Here is a 15882-nt window from a genome sequence, read left to right as displayed (position 1 = left end):
GGTCCGTGGGTCCGGCGCGCATGCGCCGGAAAAAACAAAGGGACGGCGCATGCCGTCCCTTTTGCGTTCAAGCCCGCGTCACTTCCAGAATGGCTTGCTGGCGGCCAGATCGTCGAACGCTTGCTGCGCGTCGTCCGCCAGTTCTTCCAGGCGCGCGCTGATCCAGCCCAGGGCGAACCAGGCTTGCGGATGGGTGGCGGTACACGACTCGTAGTAGTCCTTGGCCACTGCCAGGTCGTTGATTTCGCCCAGCACGTCCTGCACGCGCGACAGCAGCTTGCGATAGCCGCGCAGTTTGCCCGCGGGCAGCAGCGACTCGGCGAATGCCAGGCTGTACCGCAGCCGTTTGCCGCGCTTGCGCAGTTCGTGGCGCGTGGGAATGTCGAGCGTCGCGAATTGCGTGCCCTGGTCGGCCACCTTGCTATGCCAGCGGTGCAGGCGCCGCGCAAGCTGCTTGTGCAGGCGCTGCGGATCGGGTTCGGGCGCCAGCATCGGAATGATGGTGGGTTTGACGCTGGGCGCCGCCACGCCGCCTTCCAGCCGGATGGCGGGCTCGGGCGCGGCGTCGCTGGGGGTGCCGTTGGCTATAGTCTGGCCTTCCGCGGACGGCAGGGCCGGCGGCACGTCCAGGCTCCATTCCAGCAGCTCCAGCATCCAGGCCTGGAAGGCCTTGCCGCCGGCGATGCTGCGCGCGTCCTGTTCCGGGGGCGCGGCTTCCATGGGGATGACCGGCATGCCTGCGCGCATCAGCGCGGGCGCCACGGTTTCGTTCAGCACGTCCTGGTCGCGGTTGGCGCCGAAGGCGGCGAAGTGCGTGCGCACGCCTTGCAGCAGAGTGTCTGGAATCGGTGCGATCCAGCCGTCGAACAGCTTCCAGGCCGAACGCAGCCGGCGCACGCCCACGCGCAGCTGATGCACGTGTTCGGAGTTGCCGGCGCGGTAGACGCCCTCGGTGTCGACCTCGGCCAGCACCGAGGCGTTGCGCGCGATCTGGTCCAGGCATTCCGCCGCGATGCGCGCCATGGCCTGGGGCGCCGTCATGTCTTCGCGCAGCTTGACCGATGCGGCGCCGCGCGGCGCCCAGAACTGGGCGATGGCTTGGGCGCGGCGGGCTTCGAGGTCATCGCCCGGAATGGCGTCCGCATCTGCCAGGCGCTGAGCCAACTGGGCCAGCGCATCGCCGCGTTCGGACTTGCTGCGCGGGTCCAGCACCAGGCTGTGGCGCTGCTGCCAGCCGCGAGCCGCCGCGAAGATAGCGGCGGGGCGGCCCGACACCAGTTCGAATTCCAGTTCGGAGATGGGCAGCTCCAGCGCGCCGGCGCGCAGGATGCCGGTGTCATAGGCCAGTTCCACCGTGCCGTAGCGCGTGCGGACCTTGCGCAGCAGCCGCTGCACATCGGTTTCATAACGCAGGCCCAGTTCGCCCTTGATGGCTGCCAGCGCGGCTTCGACCTCGGTGCCGGCATACACCGACAGGTCCAGCACCGGGCCCGGCCGCGGGTGATTGAGTTCGATGCGCGTGATGGCATTGATGCCAGGCATCTTCAGCGTCTGCACCCAGTCGCGGCCTTCCTGGCGCAGCCGGATGGCGATGCGCGCCCGCGCAAGTTCGCGTTCCGGCGTATCGAAATACATGGCGTGCAGGCGGATGCGGGTCGCCTCGCGCTGCTTGACCTCTCGGAGCACCGCCTGGCGCGAGGCCGCAGGCACGTGCAGTTTCAATTCCTGTTCCGACATGGCGGCGGGCGTCCAACGGCAAAAGCCGAGATCTTAATCAAACGGGGCGGGCGATTTGATGACCGGTCATATTTATTTCACATGGAGCATAAACGTGTTTGCGGCGCATCAACAACCGGGTGAGCAGCCTTGCCCGCAAGCCAGGGGGAGACGCTGGCAGCCGCATGCCGAAGCGTTGGCCGGCTTCGTTCAATTACCAAGTTTCAGTGATATGCAATGTTACGAATCGCTTTTCTAATTGTAATTGGCGGGTAACGCGCTTCGCGGCCCCGGCTTCTACCCGCGTCTGCCCGGCAACTGTTCGTGCGGGCCCCGATTACATAAGAGCCCAATGAATCATACGTATCGCATCGTCTTCAACCGCAGCGCAGGCTTGTGGAAAGTGGTAAGTGAAAATGCTCGCGGGCAGGGCAAGGGCGGTTGCCGCAGGGGGCGATCCGCGCGCGGAAGCCTGCCGTTGATGGCGATGTTGCTGGTTGCCCTGGGCACGGCCAGCGAAACACAAGCGGGGCCGCTGGTCTCCTTCACGGGCGATACCACGGTCGGATCCATGTCAAGCCCGAAGATTACGGTCTTCGTCCCGCTCTCCGTGGGTATATTCGGCGTGGGAACAGTGACTATCGCCGATGGCGGCGAGCTGTTGATGTCGCTCGGCAACACAGTGTCTCTGGCCGACTCGGCCTCGGCGGACGGCACGATCAACATCGGCGCGGCTCCCGGCGCCGCGCCCGCGGGCGCTGGTTTCCTGGTAACGCAGCGACTCGCGTTCGGCGCGGGTACCGGCACGCTGAATTTCAACACCAACAACCTCTACGACTTCGGCGCGGCGCTGGTCAGCAGCGCGGCGGGCACGCACCAGCTCAATCACTATGCCGGCTCCACGCGGCTGTCCGGTAATAGTTCAGGCTTCGTCGGCAACACCACCGTCACGGGCGGGAACCTGCAGATCCTCAACGTTCTGGGTACCGCGGAAGGACGTATCGATGCCGGGCAAGCTCCCGGCGCCACGGCCCGGGTCAGCGTGTTCAGCCCCGGCTCGACCTGGGCGCTGACGGACAACCTTTTTGTCGGCGGCGCCGGACCCGGAGAGCTGAGCATCTTCAGTAGCGGCACGGTCTCGAACCAGTTTGCGACGGTGGATGCCCGGCAGAATGACGCGGCGAAAGTGACGGTTTCCGATGTCGGGTCGCTCTGGAGCAATCGCGCGGTGCTGCTGGTTGGTTCGGAAGGCGGGAGGGGCAGCGTGTCGATCCTGGCGGGGGGATATGCGACCAGCGTCGATGGCGTTGTCGGGCGCATCCAGAACGGCAATGGCGCCTTCCTGGTGTCGGGGCGCGGTTCAACCTGGATCAATAACGGCGAGCTCAGGGTGGGCGATGTGTCCGGTCAGGGCACACTGACCATCGAATCGGGGGGCTTCGTCTCGAACAAAGACAGCTATGTGGGCAGCATGAGCGGTAGCGGCAACGTTGTTGTCCGCGGCGCCGGCTCCATCTGGGACAACAGCGGCGCGATGACCCTGGGATTTGGCGTGGGAACGGGGGCGGGCAGCCTGACGATCGCGCAAGGCGGCACAGTGAGCGTTGGCGCGAGCGGCGGAGGGGCCGTGTCCCTGGCGCAGGACCGGTTTCTTTTCTTTCCCACCACCGGCACGATCAATATCGGCGCGGCGGCGGGGCAGCCGGCCGTAGGCGCCGGCACGCTCAACGCCAGCGCAATCCAGTTCGGCGCCGGCATTGCCACCGTGAACTTCAACCATACCGAGTCCGCCTACACGTTTTCGACGCCGCTGTTGAGCACAGGCGCCGGTTCACATAGTCTGAACCAGATCGCCGGCACCACCTTGCTGACGGGCGCGAATAGCGCATTCAAGGGCAGGACCACGGTGTCGGGCGGCAAGCTGGTGGTGCTGGGCCAGCTGGGAGGTTCGGCCGCCGTTACGGGCGGGGTCTTGCAGTACGGAGACGGCGCCACGGGCGCGGCCAACACCCTGAGCGGCAACCTGAATGTCTCAGGCACCGGCAGCACGCTGGCGGTGCATCGGGGCGCCACGCTGGCGGTCACGGGCGACATGGAAATGGCCGATGGCACTGTGCTGGACTTGATGGCCGGCACGGGCAGCCCGCTGTTGCAGGCAAACAAGGTCACGTTGGGCGATGGCGTGGTGTTCAGGCTGAGCGGCATCGCCGACAAGAGCGGGCTCAATACCGTGTTGATCGAGGCGCCCACAGGCGGCATCGACGGTGATTTCGGCGCCGTCAACGTGGGCGGCTTTACCGGAGAGGTCGACTATCTCACCGTCAACACACGCAAGTCCGCGGACAACAAGCAGTACCTCGCCACCTACGGCCTGAGCTGGACCGCCAACAACAACCTGGCCCATGGCACTTTCACGCTGGCCGATGCGTCGAACTGGTTCACGCTGGGGGTGCCGCTTTCCGACCAGGCAGCCAATGCCGCCGCCGGTTGGGACGGCAAGAGCTTGACCAAGGCCGGCGCCGGAACGCTGGTGCTGCAAGGCGCCAACACGTACAGCGGCGGCACGGCCATCCTGGGCGGCACGTTGCAGGTCGATAGCGATGCCAACCTGGGCGCAGCTGTCGGAGGCCTGCATTTTGGCGACGGCACGTTGGCGACCACCGCAAGCTTCGACACCGCGCGCGCCGTCACGCTGGCGCAGAGCGGACGTTTCGACGTGGCGGCAGACACCACGCTGGGCCTGACCGGCGCGGTGTCGGGTGCGGGAGCTCTCGTCAAGAGCGGCGCGGGCACGATGGTCTTGAGCGGCAGCAATAGCCACGGCGGGGGTACGACGATCGACAGCGGCACGCTGCAGATCGACCGCGATGCCAACCTGGGGGCCGCGGCCGGCGGCCTGGCCTTCGGCGACGGCACGCTTGCGGTGACGACCACCTTCGACATCGCGCGCGGGGTCGCCCTGGCGCAGTCGGGGCGATTCGATGTGGCCGCGGGCGCCACGCTGGGCCTGACCGGCGCGGTCTCGGGCGCGGGCGCGCTGGCCAAGAGCGGCGGCGGCACGCTGGTTCTCAGCGGTAACAACAGCTATGGCGGCGGTACGTTGATTGCAGGTGGCCGGTTGCAGGTGTCGAGCGATGCGAGCCTTGGCGCTGCGTCCGGCGGCTTGCGTTTCGACGGGGGCACCTTGGCGACCATGGGCAGCTTCGATACCGCGCGGGCGGTCGCACTGACGCAGGCAAGCAGTTTTGACGTGGCCGCCGGCACGACGCTGGGGTTGCTCGGCGCCGTCACGGGCAGCGGTGATCTGTTCATGTCCGGCGCCGGCACGCTGCGTCTGGACAACGGGGCCAACGCCTACGGCAATACCTGGGTGCGCGCTGGCACCCTGGTCGGCCATGCCGGTTCGATCTCGGGCAACGTCGACATCAACAGCATCGGCAGGCTGGTGTTCGAGCAGACCGCCGATGCGCGCTTTGCCGGCGCCATCTCGGGCGACGGCGCGCTCGTAAAGAAGGGCGCGGGCACGCTGAGCCTGGCTGGCAACAGTTCCTCCTACTTCGGCAAGACCACGGTGTCCGGCGGAAGGCTCGTGGTGCAAGGTTCGCTGGGCGGCTCCGCCGAAGTCACGGGCGGCGTCCTGCAATATGGCGACGGCGTAGCCGGCGCAGCCAATAGTCTGACAGGGGACTTGAACGTCGGCGCAGCGGGCAGCGCCTTGTCGGTGCAGGGGCCGGCGTCGCTGGCGGTGGCGGGCAATGTCAATCTGGCGGATGGCACAGCCCTGGATATCGCAGCCGGCGCGGGCGGCCCGTCCTTGCAGGCGGGCGGGCTGACGCTGGGCGAGGGCGTCGCCTTCGCCCTCAGCGGCATAGGCAGCGCCAGCCAGCTCGACAAGGTGCTGATCGACACCCGTGGCGGCATTCGCGGCGACTTCGGGTCGGTGCGCGTGGGCGGCTTCAGCGGCGCGGTGGATTACCTCACGGTCAACACGCGCAAGTCGGCCGATGGCCTGCAATACCTCGCCAGCTACGACCTGAGCTGGACCGCCAACAACAATCTGGCGCACGGCACGTTCACGTTGAGCGATGCCGCCAACCGGTTCGTAGTCGGCGCGGATCTGGCAGACCAGGCGGCCAACGCCGCGACGGGCTGGAGCGGACGATCGCTGCTCAAGGCCGGCGCCGGCACGCTGGTCCTGAGCGGCAACAACACCTATAGCGGCGGCACCACGATAGCCGGGGGCACGTTGCAGGTTGCAAGCGATGCGAACCTGGGTGCGGCTTCTGGCGGCGTGGCATTCAATGGCGGCACGCTGGCGGCATCGGCGTCCTTCGATACCGCGCGTGCCATGACGCTGACCCAGGCCGGGCGCTTCGAGGTGGCTGGCGGCGCAACGCTGGGGCTGGTCGGCACAGTCTTGGGCAACGCCGACCTGATCAAGACCGGAGCCGGCACGCTGCGACTGGACAACGCGGGCAACGCCTACGGCAATACCGTCATCCGGGAAGGCACGCTAATCGGCGATGTCGGGTCGATCCGGGGCAATGTCGACAACAATGGCTCCTTGGTGTTCGAACAAGGTGCGAACGCAACGTTCGGCGGCGCCATCTCCGGTGGCGGCGCGCTGGTCAAGAGCGGCGCGGGGACGCTGGCGCTGAGCGGCGACAGCTCGGGCTTTACCGGCAGCACCACGATTCAGGGCGGCCGGCTGGCCTTGAACGGCAAACTTGGCGGCGCGCTCAATATCGGCCAGGGCGGCGTGCTCGGAGGCCGCGGCACAGTGGGCTCGGGCGCTGGCTCGGTGGTGACCGTGGCGGCCGGCGGCACGCTGGCGCCAGGGAATTCCATCGGCACGCTGACCGTCGACGGCGATCTCGTCATCGAGAGCGGCGCGCGCTACGCCGTGGAAACCAATCCGCAGGGCGCCGATGCCGACCTCATCCATGTCACGGGCAATGCCACGATCAATGGCGGCTCGGTCGCGCATATCGGTATCGGCGGCGACTACGGGCTGCGTTCCGTCTACACGATACTGGCGGCCGACGGCGCCTTGTCCGGCCGGTTCGATACGGTGACGTCCGACTATGCCTTCCTGACGCCGAAACTCGGCTACGACTACGGCGCGGGCCGAGTGTCGCTGGAATTGGCGCGCAACGGCACCGCGATGGCCACGGCCGCCGACACGCGCAACCAGCGCGCGGCGGCGGGCGCCATCGACAGCATCGGCATGGCGGCGGGCAATGGGCTTTACGACGCGTTCGCCGTGCTACCGGACGACAAGGGCTTGCTGCGTTCCAGCTTCGACCAGCTATCCGGCGAAATCCACGCGTCGGCCAAGACCGTGCTGCTCGAAGACAGCCGCTATGTGCGCGACGCCGCCAGCGAGCGCCTGCGCTCGGCCGCGGGCGCGGTCGGCGCGTCGGCGACGCCGGTGCTGGCGTCCGCAGGGGGCGGCGCCCGCCTGGCTCCGGCAACGGCGACGGGGCCCGCCAGCTGGATACAGGGCCTGGGTTCCTGGCGCCAGACCGACGGCGACGGCAATGCTGCCCAGGTCAAGAGCTCGACCGGCGGCTTTCTGCTGGGCGTGGATGCGCCGGTGTCCGATGCCTGGCGGCTGGGCCTGATGGCGGGCTACACCCGCACGGATTTCGACGTGCGCGATCGCGCGTCATCGGGCGACAGCGACAACTACCATCTCGGGGCCTACGGCGGCGGCCAGTGGGGCGCGGTGGGCCTGCGCGGCGGGCTGGCCTACAGCTGGCACGACATCGCGACTCGGCGCTCGGTATCCATGCCCGGCTACTCCGACAGCCTCAAGGCCAACTACGACGGCCGCACCGTTCAGGCGTTTGCCGACCTCAGCTATCGCATCGACACGCGCGTCGCTGCGCTGGAGCCGTTCGCCAACCTGGCCTACGTCAACCTCAAGACCGACGGCTACAGCGAGAGCGGCGGCGCAGCCGCCCTGCGTGCAAACAGCCAGACCACCGAGACCACGTACACGACACTGGGTTCGCGGCTCATGTCCAGCTTCGAACTGGGCGGCGCGCAAGCCACGGCTCGCGGATCGCTGGGCTGGCGCTACGCCTTCGGCGACTTGAAGCCCGCCGCCACCCAGGCTTTCGCGGCGGGCGATGCCTTTGCCGTGGCCGGCGTGCCCATCGCGAAGAACAGCGCGGTGCTGGAAGCGGGGCTGGACGTGCAGGTGTCGCGCAAGGTGTCGTTCGATCTGTCCTACCAAGGACAGCTCGCCAGCGGGGCGCAAGATCACGGCGTCAGGGCAGGGGTGAGCGTGCGGTTCTGATTCATCAGCCCCCAAAAAAAACCGCCCGTTTCCGGGCGGAGCAAAGGAACGCTGTAGGGATCCGCGGACGCGTCAGAGGATGCGTTTGCGGACCTGGGTGATGATGATTTCGGCCACGACCACCACCGCGAAGATGGCAGCCAGCACCAGCGCCACGCGGTCCCACTGGAACAGGTTCAGAGCCGTGTCCAGTGCCATGCCGATGCCGCCGGCGCCCACCAGGCCAAGTACCGCCGATTCGCGCACGTTGATGTCCCAGCGCAGCAGCACGATGGACCAGAAGGCGGGGCGGATCTGCGGCCAGTAGGCGTACCAGATCACGGATGCCTTGCTGGCGCCGGTGGCGGTGACGGCCTCGATCGGGCCGCGCTGCGCTTCCTCGATGGCTTCGCCCACCAGCTTGCCGACGAAGCCGATGGAGCGGAACGCAATGGCCAGCGTGCCGGCCAGCGCGCCGGGCCCGAAGATGGCGATGAACAGCAGCGCCCACACGAGCGAATTGACCGAACGGCTGGACACCAGGATCAGCCTGGCCAGCATGTTGACGGTCTTGCTGGGCGTGAGGTTGTTGGCCGCCAGCAGGCCCACCGGCACCGCCATCACCACGGACAGGATGGTGCCCAGCGTGGCGATGTGCAGCGTTTCGATCAGCGCGCCGTGCACGCCTTCCGGGTAGTAGGCCCAGTCTATCGGCCACATGCGCTGGAACAGATCGGCCATCTGCTCGGGCGCGTCGTACAGGAACTCCGGAATGATCTCGACGCCGCGGATCGCCTGCACGATGGCCGCGACCACCAGCAGGTAGAGCGCGAAGCGCAGCAGGCGCTGGCCCATGCTGTAGCGTTGCCAGACGCGCGGCGAACCCGGTGGATTGAAGGTGGATGCGTGGGCGTTCATTCGTCCACCTCCGCACGGCGCTTGACCGGAGTTGCGCCGCTGCCGATGCCGCGCGCTCCCGCGAAGCGGCCTTGCAGGATGCGTTCGAATCCCAGGTTGTCCAGGAACACGGCGCGCACGAAGCCGGCCAGGATTTCACCCAGCATGATGATGGCGATCAGGGTCAGCAGGATGGCGCTGACGAAATCGTAGTCAAAGCGCTGGAACGCCGAGAACAGCGTGCCGCCCACGCCGCCCGCACCCACGATCCCCACCATGGTGGAGTTGCGCAGGTTGGAGTCGAACTGGTAGGTGGCAAAGCCGATGAAGCGGGCGAATACCTGCGGCAGCACGCCGAAGATGATGACGTTGGCGAACGAGGCGCCCGTGGCGCGCACGGCTTCCACCTGCTTTAACGAAATCTCTTCGATGGCCTCGGTGAACAGCTTGCCGATGAAGCCGACCGAGGCGACCGTCAGCGCCAGGATGCCGGCCAGCGCGCCAAAGCCCACGGCCTTGACGAACAGGATGGCGACGATGACGGGATGCAGCGCGCGGCACAGGGCCACGATGGCGCGGGCGGGCCACGATACCCAGGTGGGCATCATGTTGCGCGCGCCCAGCAAACCGATGGGCAGCGCGATGATGATGCCAAGCACCGAGGCCAGCACCGCGATCTCCAGGCTTTCCGCGATGCCCTTCCACAAGGTGGCGGGCTTTTCGAAGTTGGGCGGAAACATACGCGCCAGGAACGTCGACGCGTGCCCCATGCCGGTTTCGAAGCGCGCCCAGCTGAAGTCCAGCTGCGCGCCGGCATACAGCGTGTAGGCCAGCAGCAGCAGCACGCCGGCCTTGGCGCGCCCGGACATGGCGAAGGGGCGGGCGCCCTTGGGTGGGATCATTCCAGCCAAGACTCGCCTCCGTAGATGGTCTTGAGCATGGCGGCGTCCAGCCCCTGGCCGTCGCCGTCATAGACCACATGGCCGCCGGACATGCCGACGATGCGGGTGGCGTAGCGGCGGGCGAGTTCGACGTCGTGGATGTTGACGATGACGGGAATGCCCGTGGCGCTGCCCTGTTCGGACAGCAGTTCCATGATCTCGACGGAGGTCTTGGGGTCGAGCGAGGACGTGGGCTCGTCGGCCAGCAGCAGCTGCGGGCGCTGCATCAGCGCGCGGGCAATGCCCACGCGCTGGCGCTGGCCGCCCGACAGCGCATCGGCGCGCTGGTCGGCGAAACCCGCCAGGCCCACGGTGTCCAGCAGCTTGTAGGCGTGCTGGATGTCCTCGGGCTCGAAGCGGCGCATCCAGGCCTTCACGGCGGAGGTGTAGCCCAGCCGTCCGGTCAGGAGGTTTTCCATGACCGTCAGCCGTTCGACCAGGTTGTATTCCTGGAACACCATGCCGATGCGGCGGCGCGCGCGGCGCAACGACGCGCCGCGCACGCGGGCCAGGTCCACGGACCCGTCGTTCGACTGCAGCACGATCTCGCCCTTGGTGGGTTCGATCAGCCGGTTGATGCAACGCAGTAGCGTGCTTTTACCGGTGCCCGAGGGGCCGATGATGGCTGTAAGCCCCTGTCCCGCGATCTGCAGGTCGATGCCGTTGAGTACCGGCCGGCCGGCCCGGTATTCCTTCACCAGGCCGGAAATGCGTAGCGACGTCGTCATACGGAATTACTTCTTGCTCTTGGCTGATTCGCGGTCGTAGGCAGCGCGGTTGAAACTTTCGCCGCCGGATTCGGCGACCTGGCGCACGATGGCCCAGTCCTTCTCGTAGGTCACCGGGTAGAAGCGGTCGGCGCCGTCGAAGGCCTTGGACATTTCCGCGGGGAAGCGGTAGTCGTAGAAGCACTTGAGCATCTGGTCGCGGAACTTGGGCTCCAGGTCATGCGCGTAGGCGAACGACGAGGTCGGGAATTTCTCGCTCTTGTAGATCACGCGGAAGTCGGCTTCCTTGACCTGGCCGCGCTCGACCATGCGCTTGAACACGTCCGAGGCCACGGCAGCGGCGTCGTAGTCGCCGGAGTTCACGCCCATGACGGACTGGTCGTGCTTGCCGGAGAAGATGACCTTGTAGTCCTTGTCGGGAGTCAGGCCTTCCTTGGGGAACAGCGCGACCGGCGCCATGTGACCCGAGTTCGACGAGGGGGCGGTGTGCGCGAGCTTCTTGCCCTTCAGGTCGGTCAGCTTCTGGTAGGGGCTGTCCTTCTTGACGATGACGATCAGGTTGTAGCCCTGGAAGCCGTCGGCATAGCCCTTGACCGCGAACGGCACGGCGCCCGCGATGTTCACGGCGAAGGCGGTGGGGCCGGTCGAGAAGCCGCCCACGTGCAGGCGGCCCGAGCGCATGGCCTCGATTTCCGCGGCATTGCTCTGCACCTGATAGAACACCACGCGCTTGCCCGTGCATTCGGACAGGTGCTTGGTGAAGGGCTTGAAGATGTCTTCGTAGACCGCCGGGTCTTCCACCGGGGTGTAGGTGAACACCAGGGTGGACGGGGTCTTCAGCTTGGCCGGATCGGTGGGCGTGTCGGCCGCCAGGTCCTTGTTGGCGTCGCAGTACATCTGGTCCAGGTCGCCGCGGTTGGTGCAGGCGTCGGCGGCTTGCGCGGCGGACGTGCCCAGGGCGAAGGCGGCCAGCGTGGCCGCTTGAAGCAGGCGCAGAGCTTGCATCTTGTGTCTCCTCTTTCTTTGTTTGTGTGACGTGTCACTTAATTCAACCTGAATTCAAACATGGAAGAGGAGGGGACGCACTCGGGAAAGTCCCTGTGTTTCTTTTCGGCTTTTGTTCGATTTGTTCGATTTGTGTTCGTTTTTGCGCGAAATTCGCCGTTTGGCTCAGCTCCGGTAACCGAGCTTGCGCGAGATTTCCTGCGCGCAGGCCAGCAGCGGCCGGGCGATGGCGCCGTCCCAGGCCACATCGAACAGTCCCGTGGGGCCCAGGCTGGTCAGGGCCAGGGCGATATTGCCGGTGTTGTCGAAGACCGGCACCGACAGCGCGTCCACGCCTGGCAGCGGGTTGCCCAGGGCGCGCGCCATGCCGTGCACGCGGATGTCGGCCAGTTGCGCCTCGATGTTGGCGCGGGACGCCTTGCGCGGCGGTGGCATGCTGGCGATGACGGCCGTGTCGCCTTCCTCGCGCGCGATGTAGTGCTCGCTGACCTTGGGCGGCAGCCAGGCCGCGAACACTAGGCCAGTGGCCGTGTGCAGCATGGACATCACCGTGCCCTTGCGCATGTTCACGTGGACCGGGTAGCTGGCTTCGGTCATGTGGATCATGGTGGGGCCGTGCGAACCGAGCACGGCAATGCCCAGCGTGTGGCCGATTTCCGATTGCAGCTTGGCGATTTCCGGCATGGCGACGCGCACGGGGTCCAGGCGCTGCAGGCTGACCAGGCCCATCTGCAGAGCGAAGGGGCCCAGTTCGTACTGGCCGGTGATGGCGTCCTGCTGCACCAGGCCGACGCGGATGAAGCTGACCAGGTAGGGGTGCGCCTTGGCCGAGGTCATGCCGGCGCCCGCGGCCAGGTCGCGCAGGGTCAGGGGCTTGCCGGCGTCGACCAGGGCGGCCAGCAGCGGCACGCCCACCTCGATCGACTGGATGCTGCGGCGGCCGTCGTTGGCGGCCGGAGAGGAAGCGGAAGGGGATGTCGCCACGGTATGCGGACCTCAGGCCGGCTGTGCTTGGGGGGACCGCGCGGCCAGCAGCCGGTCGGCCATTTCCACGAAGCCCGCGCCGCCATGGTAGGCGGCGACGAAGGCGGGGCGGTGCGTCAGGCGGTGCAGCTGGGCCTGGATGTTGGCCACGCCGACCGAAATCGGGAAGTAGGCGAACATGGGTTCGTCGTTGGGCGAGTCGCCGATGAACAGGGTGCTGTCCAGGGCGCCGGCCACGTCCGCGCCGAACTCGCGCTGGAACATGGTGCGCGTCATGGTGAGTTTGTCGTAGTCGCCGAACCAGCCGTTGACGTGGATGGAGCTGACCTTGGCCTGGGCGCCGGCTTCCTCGAAGATCTGGACAATCCGGGTGATCGCTGTATCGGGCAGGGCGGGCACGTCCTCGCAGAAATCGATGGCCAGGTCGGCCACGCGGTAGTCCTGGTCGCTGGCCACGGCGGCGCCGGGCACTTCGGCCAGGACGCGGTCGCGGATGGCGTCCAGCTTCCGGCGGCTGGCCTGGCGCGAGGCGGCGTCGGTCCAGTAGTGGGTGGTCATGCGGCGGGCCTGGCGGTCATAGGCGTAATAGAAGGCGCCGTTTTCGCCGACCACGGCGCGCACCGGCCACATGCGGGCGATGTGGTCGCACCAGCCGGCGGGGCGGCCGGTAATGGGCACGACCTGGATGCCGGCCTGTTCCAGGCGCTCCAGCGCCGCATAGGCGTCCGCCGGCAGGCGGCCCTCGGTGGTCAGCGTGTCGTCGATGTCGGTCAGCACGACGCGGACGGCCGCCGCGACGGTCAAAGGCATGGCCGCAAGGGCTTGCATGTGGGGTTTCCTTGGCTCGGTTTTTTAGGGGTGGTCTCCGGGCGAAAGTTTACCGGACACCCCCGGCCGGCGGGGCTGGCAGGGCCGGATAGGGGTTCCGCCTCCAGGGGCGGTAAAATCCGGGCTTTCCCGCCTGGTTTACGTGCCCGCCATGTCCGTCCAGTTGTCCCCTTTGCCCGGCTCCGAGCCGGAATCCTTCGGCATCGCCTCTGTTGCCGAAATCATCGCCGAGCTGCGCGCCGGCCGCATCGTCATCCTGGTTGACGAAGAAGACCGTGAAAACGAGGGCGACCTGGTCATGGCCGCCGAATTCGTCACGCCCGAAGCCATCAACTTCATGGTGACGCACGGCCGCGGCCTGGTGTGCCTGACCTTGACCGAAGAGCGCTGCCGCCAACTGGACCTGCCCCTGATGGCGGCCCGCAACGGCACGCGCTACGGCACCAACTTCACGCAGTCGATCGAGGCCGCCGAAGGCGTCGAGACCGGCATTTCGGCCGCCGACCGCGCCCGCACCATCCAGGTGGCGGTGGCGCGCGACGCCAAGCCCGCGGACCTGGTCCAGCCCGGCCACATCTTCCCGGTGCGCGCCGTGCCCGGTGGCGTGCTGGTCCGTGCCGGCCACACCGAGGCGGGCTGCGACCTGACCGCCATGGCCGGCCTGACGCCCGCCGCCGTGATCTGTGAAATCCTCAAGCCGGACGGCACCATGGCCCGCCTGCCGGACCTGGTGCAGTTCGCCCGCGAACACGGCCTGAAGATCGGCACCATCGCCGACCTGATCCAGTACCGTAGCGAACACGAATCCATCGTCAAGCGCGTGGGCAAGCGCACCATGCAGACCGCCTGGGGCGAATTCGAGGCCGTGGCCTATGAAGACGCCGCCACCGGCTCCGCCCATTTGGCGCTGGTGCATGGTAACGTGACTCCCGACGCCGAGACGCTGGTGCGCGTGCACGAGCCGGCCTCCGTGCTGGACGTGCTGGACACCGGCGCCAGCCCGCACAGCTGGGGCGTGGCGCAGGCCTTGCAGGCCATCGCGGCCTCGCCCGCCGGCGTGCTGGTGCTGATGAACTGCCAGTCGTCCACGGAACACCTGTTTGGCCAGATCGCCGGTTGGAACGATTCCAAGGCCCAGGCCAACCCCGGCAACGCCGACCGCTACGGCCTGCGTACCTACGGGATTGGCGCCCAGATTCTGCGTGACCTGAACGTGGGCCAGATGAAGCTGCTGGCCCGGCCGCGCAAGATGCCCAGCATGGCGGGCTTCTCGCTCACCATTACGGGTTACGATTGCGACCCTCCGAATACTCCCGCAACACACTGAAGGCCGACCTATGAACCCTTACATCCTTACCCCCGACCTGAACGGCGAAGGGCTGCACATCGGCATCGTACGCGCCCGCTTCAATGAAGAAATCGGCCAGGCCGAACTCGAAGCGTGCCTGAAGGAACTGGCCGAACTGGGCGTGGACGAGCGCGACGTGATGGTCGCCACCGTTCCCGGCGCCCTGGAACTGGGCGTGGCCCTGTCCCATATGGCCGAAACGTTTGAATTCGACGCCCTGATCGCGCTGGGCGCGGTCATCCGCGGCGAGACCTATCACTTTGAAGTGGTCAGCAATGAAATGGCCACTGCAATCACCCGTATTTCCCTGGAAACCGGCATCCCCGTCGCCAACGGCGTGCTGACCGTCGACACCGACGAGCAGGCGCAGGCGCGCGCGGCCGGCAAGGGCCGCGATTGCGCCCAGGTGGCCGTTGAAATGGCCAACCTGGTGGCGGCCCTGGAACCCGAGGAAGAAGACGAAGACGACGAAGACGAGGACGAAGATTTTGACGACGAAGAAGACGACGACCAGCGCTGATAGCGCGGCGCAGGCCCGCGCCAACGCGCGCAGCGCGCGCCGCCGCGCACGCGAATTCGCCCTGCAGGGCGTGTACGCGTGGCTGCTGCGCGGCGGCGAGGGTACGCAGGACGCCGGCGAGATCGACGCCCATCTGCGCGACACCGAGGATTTTTCCGAGGCCGACGCGCAATGGTTCAAGACCTTGCTGCATGGCGTGCTGCGCGAAGCGCCCGCATTGCGTGAGCGTTTCACGCCCTACGTCGACCGTCCGCTGGCCGAACTGTCGCCTGTCGAGCATGGCATCCTGCTGATCGGCAGCTTCGAACTGATTCATCATGTCGAAGTGCCGTACAAGGTCGCCATCAATGAAGCCGTCGAACTGGCCAAGTCGTTCGGCGGCACCGACGGCTTCAAGTTCGTCAACGGCGTGCTCGATAAGCTGGCGGCCGACGTGCGCGCCCACGAAGTCAACAAGAGGTAGCTTCCTCTCCCCCCCCCCCGAAGCGCTGCGCGCTTCCCCCCCAGGGGGGCGCCGCTGCGGACCGGCAGAGCCGGATCCGCGCGGCCCGGATTTGGGGGGCACCTGTTTCTTGCCGCGTGAGGAGTGGGTTGGGGTTTCTTCCTGGTTGTGCGGGGCGCCGCATGATTTG

The 15882-nt window shown here is 67.1% G+C and carries 11 protein-coding genes and 1 pseudogene; 5 read left to right on the top strand and 7 right to left on the bottom strand.

Annotated elements, in window-relative coordinates; all coding sequences use genetic code 11:
- Positions 1–78 precede the first annotated feature (78 nt).
- On the bottom strand, positions 79–1737 hold the full coding sequence (locus tag HV793_RS02380) for a CYTH and CHAD domain-containing protein (RefSeq protein WP_119449619.1): 1659 nt from the start codon (positions 1735–1737) through the stop codon (positions 79–81).
- Positions 1738–2068: 331 nt separating this feature from the next.
- On the opposite strand from HV793_RS02380, the pseudogene HV793_RS31280 reads away from it, so the two are divergent.
- Both HV793_RS31280 and HV793_RS31065 read left to right on the top strand, forming a co-directional pair.
- Positions 2069–2197 (top strand): annotated as a pseudogene (locus tag HV793_RS31280) (ESPR domain-containing protein); the annotation flags it as partial.
- Between the two features lie 153 nt (positions 2198–2350).
- The gene (locus HV793_RS31065) at positions 2351–8020 is read left to right on the top strand and encodes an autotransporter domain-containing protein (protein WP_244958578.1); all 5670 of its coding nucleotides are present in this window, start codon (positions 2351–2353) and stop codon (positions 8018–8020) included.
- Positions 8021–8092: 72 nt separating this feature from the next.
- Here the strand turns inward: HV793_RS31065 and phnE (HV793_RS02345) are convergent, their stop codons facing one another.
- The 6 genes from phnE (HV793_RS02345) to HV793_RS02320 all read right to left on the bottom strand — a co-directional run bounded on the left by phnE (HV793_RS02345) (position 8093) and on the right by HV793_RS02320 (position 13382).
- The gene (gene phnE, locus HV793_RS02345; RefSeq protein WP_119449618.1) at positions 8093–8917 is read right to left on the bottom strand and encodes a phosphonate ABC transporter, permease protein PhnE; all 825 of its coding nucleotides are present in this window, start codon (positions 8915–8917) and stop codon (positions 8093–8095) included.
- Entirely contained in the window at positions 8914–9798 is an 885-nt protein-coding gene (gene phnE / locus HV793_RS02340) for a phosphonate ABC transporter, permease protein PhnE (protein WP_054451934.1), read from the bottom strand. Before phnE (HV793_RS02340) ends, phnE (HV793_RS02345) begins: the two co-directional genes overlap by 4 nt.
- On the bottom strand, positions 9795–10565 hold the full coding sequence (gene phnC, locus HV793_RS02335) for a phosphonate ABC transporter ATP-binding protein (protein WP_175212595.1): 771 nt from the start codon (positions 10563–10565) through the stop codon (positions 9795–9797). Before phnC ends, phnE (HV793_RS02340) begins: the two co-directional genes overlap by 4 nt.
- 6 nt (positions 10566–10571) lie before the next feature.
- On the bottom strand, positions 10572–11570 hold the full coding sequence (gene phnD / locus HV793_RS02330; RefSeq protein ID WP_175212594.1) for a phosphate/phosphite/phosphonate ABC transporter substrate-binding protein: 999 nt from the start codon (positions 11568–11570) through the stop codon (positions 10572–10574).
- Between the two features lie 165 nt (positions 11571–11735).
- Entirely contained in the window at positions 11736–12554 is an 819-nt protein-coding gene (locus tag HV793_RS02325; RefSeq protein ID WP_054451931.1) for an IclR family transcriptional regulator, read from the bottom strand.
- Between the two features lie 12 nt (positions 12555–12566).
- Positions 12567–13382 (bottom strand): HAD-IIB family hydrolase, encoded by an 816-nt coding sequence (locus tag HV793_RS02320; protein ID WP_054451930.1) that lies wholly within the window; start codon positions 13380–13382, stop codon positions 12567–12569.
- Between the two features lie 151 nt (positions 13383–13533).
- Here HV793_RS02320 and ribBA point away from each other — a divergent pair, with 151 nt between their 5' ends.
- The 3 genes from ribBA to nusB are packed head-to-tail and all read left to right on the top strand — an operon-like array spanning position 13534 to position 15713.
- On the top strand, positions 13534–14709 hold the full coding sequence (gene ribBA / locus HV793_RS02315; protein ID WP_054451929.1) for a bifunctional 3,4-dihydroxy-2-butanone-4-phosphate synthase/GTP cyclohydrolase II: 1176 nt from the start codon (positions 13534–13536) through the stop codon (positions 14707–14709).
- 10 nt (positions 14710–14719) lie between these two features.
- Positions 14720–15250: a 6,7-dimethyl-8-ribityllumazine synthase gene (gene ribH / locus HV793_RS02310; RefSeq protein ID WP_006391339.1), complete on the top strand. Its 531-nt coding sequence runs from the start codon at positions 14720–14722 to the stop codon at positions 15248–15250.
- Positions 15219–15713 carry a transcription antitermination factor NusB gene (nusB, locus tag HV793_RS02305; RefSeq protein ID WP_054451928.1) on the top strand — a complete coding sequence of 165 codons (495 nt, stop codon included), beginning with the start codon at positions 15219–15221 and terminating at the stop codon, positions 15711–15713. The genes ribH and nusB overlap by 32 nt, the downstream gene beginning before the upstream one ends.
- Positions 15714–15882 lie beyond the last annotated feature (169 nt).

Source organism: Achromobacter aegrifaciens, from assembly GCF_902859965.1.
GTDB lineage: Bacteria > Pseudomonadota > Gammaproteobacteria > Burkholderiales > Burkholderiaceae_B > Achromobacter > Achromobacter aegrifaciens.
Note: the sequence above shows the minus strand (reverse complement) of the source record. Positions and strands in the feature narration are given on the sequence as shown.

Bases quoted from the DNA above. Each gene is read 5' to 3' on its own strand.
- HV793_RS02380 (WP_119449619.1), bottom strand. From the start codon at position 1,737: ATGTCGGAACAGGAATTGAAACTGCACGTGCCTGCGGCCTCGCGCCAG.
- phnE (WP_119449618.1), bottom strand. From the start codon at position 8,917: ATGAACGCCCACGCATCCACCTTCAATCCACCGGGTTCGCCGCGCGTC.
- phnE (WP_054451934.1), bottom strand. From the start codon at position 9,798: ATGATCCCACCCAAGGGCGCCCGCCCCTTCGCCATGTCCGGGCGCGCC.
- phnC (WP_175212595.1), bottom strand. From the start codon at position 10,565: ATGACGACGTCGCTACGCATTTCCGGCCTGGTGAAGGAATACCGGGCC.
- phnD (WP_175212594.1), bottom strand. From the start codon at position 11,570: ATGCAAGCTCTGCGCCTGCTTCAAGCGGCCACGCTGGCCGCCTTCGCC.
- HV793_RS02320 (WP_054451930.1), bottom strand. From the start codon at position 13,382: ATGCAAGCCCTTGCGGCCATGCCTTTGACCGTCGCGGCGGCCGTCCGC.
- ribBA (WP_054451929.1), top strand. From the start codon at position 13,534: ATGTCCGTCCAGTTGTCCCCTTTGCCCGGCTCCGAGCCGGAATCCTTC.
- ribH (WP_006391339.1), top strand. From the start codon at position 14,720: ATGAACCCTTACATCCTTACCCCCGACCTGAACGGCGAAGGGCTGCAC.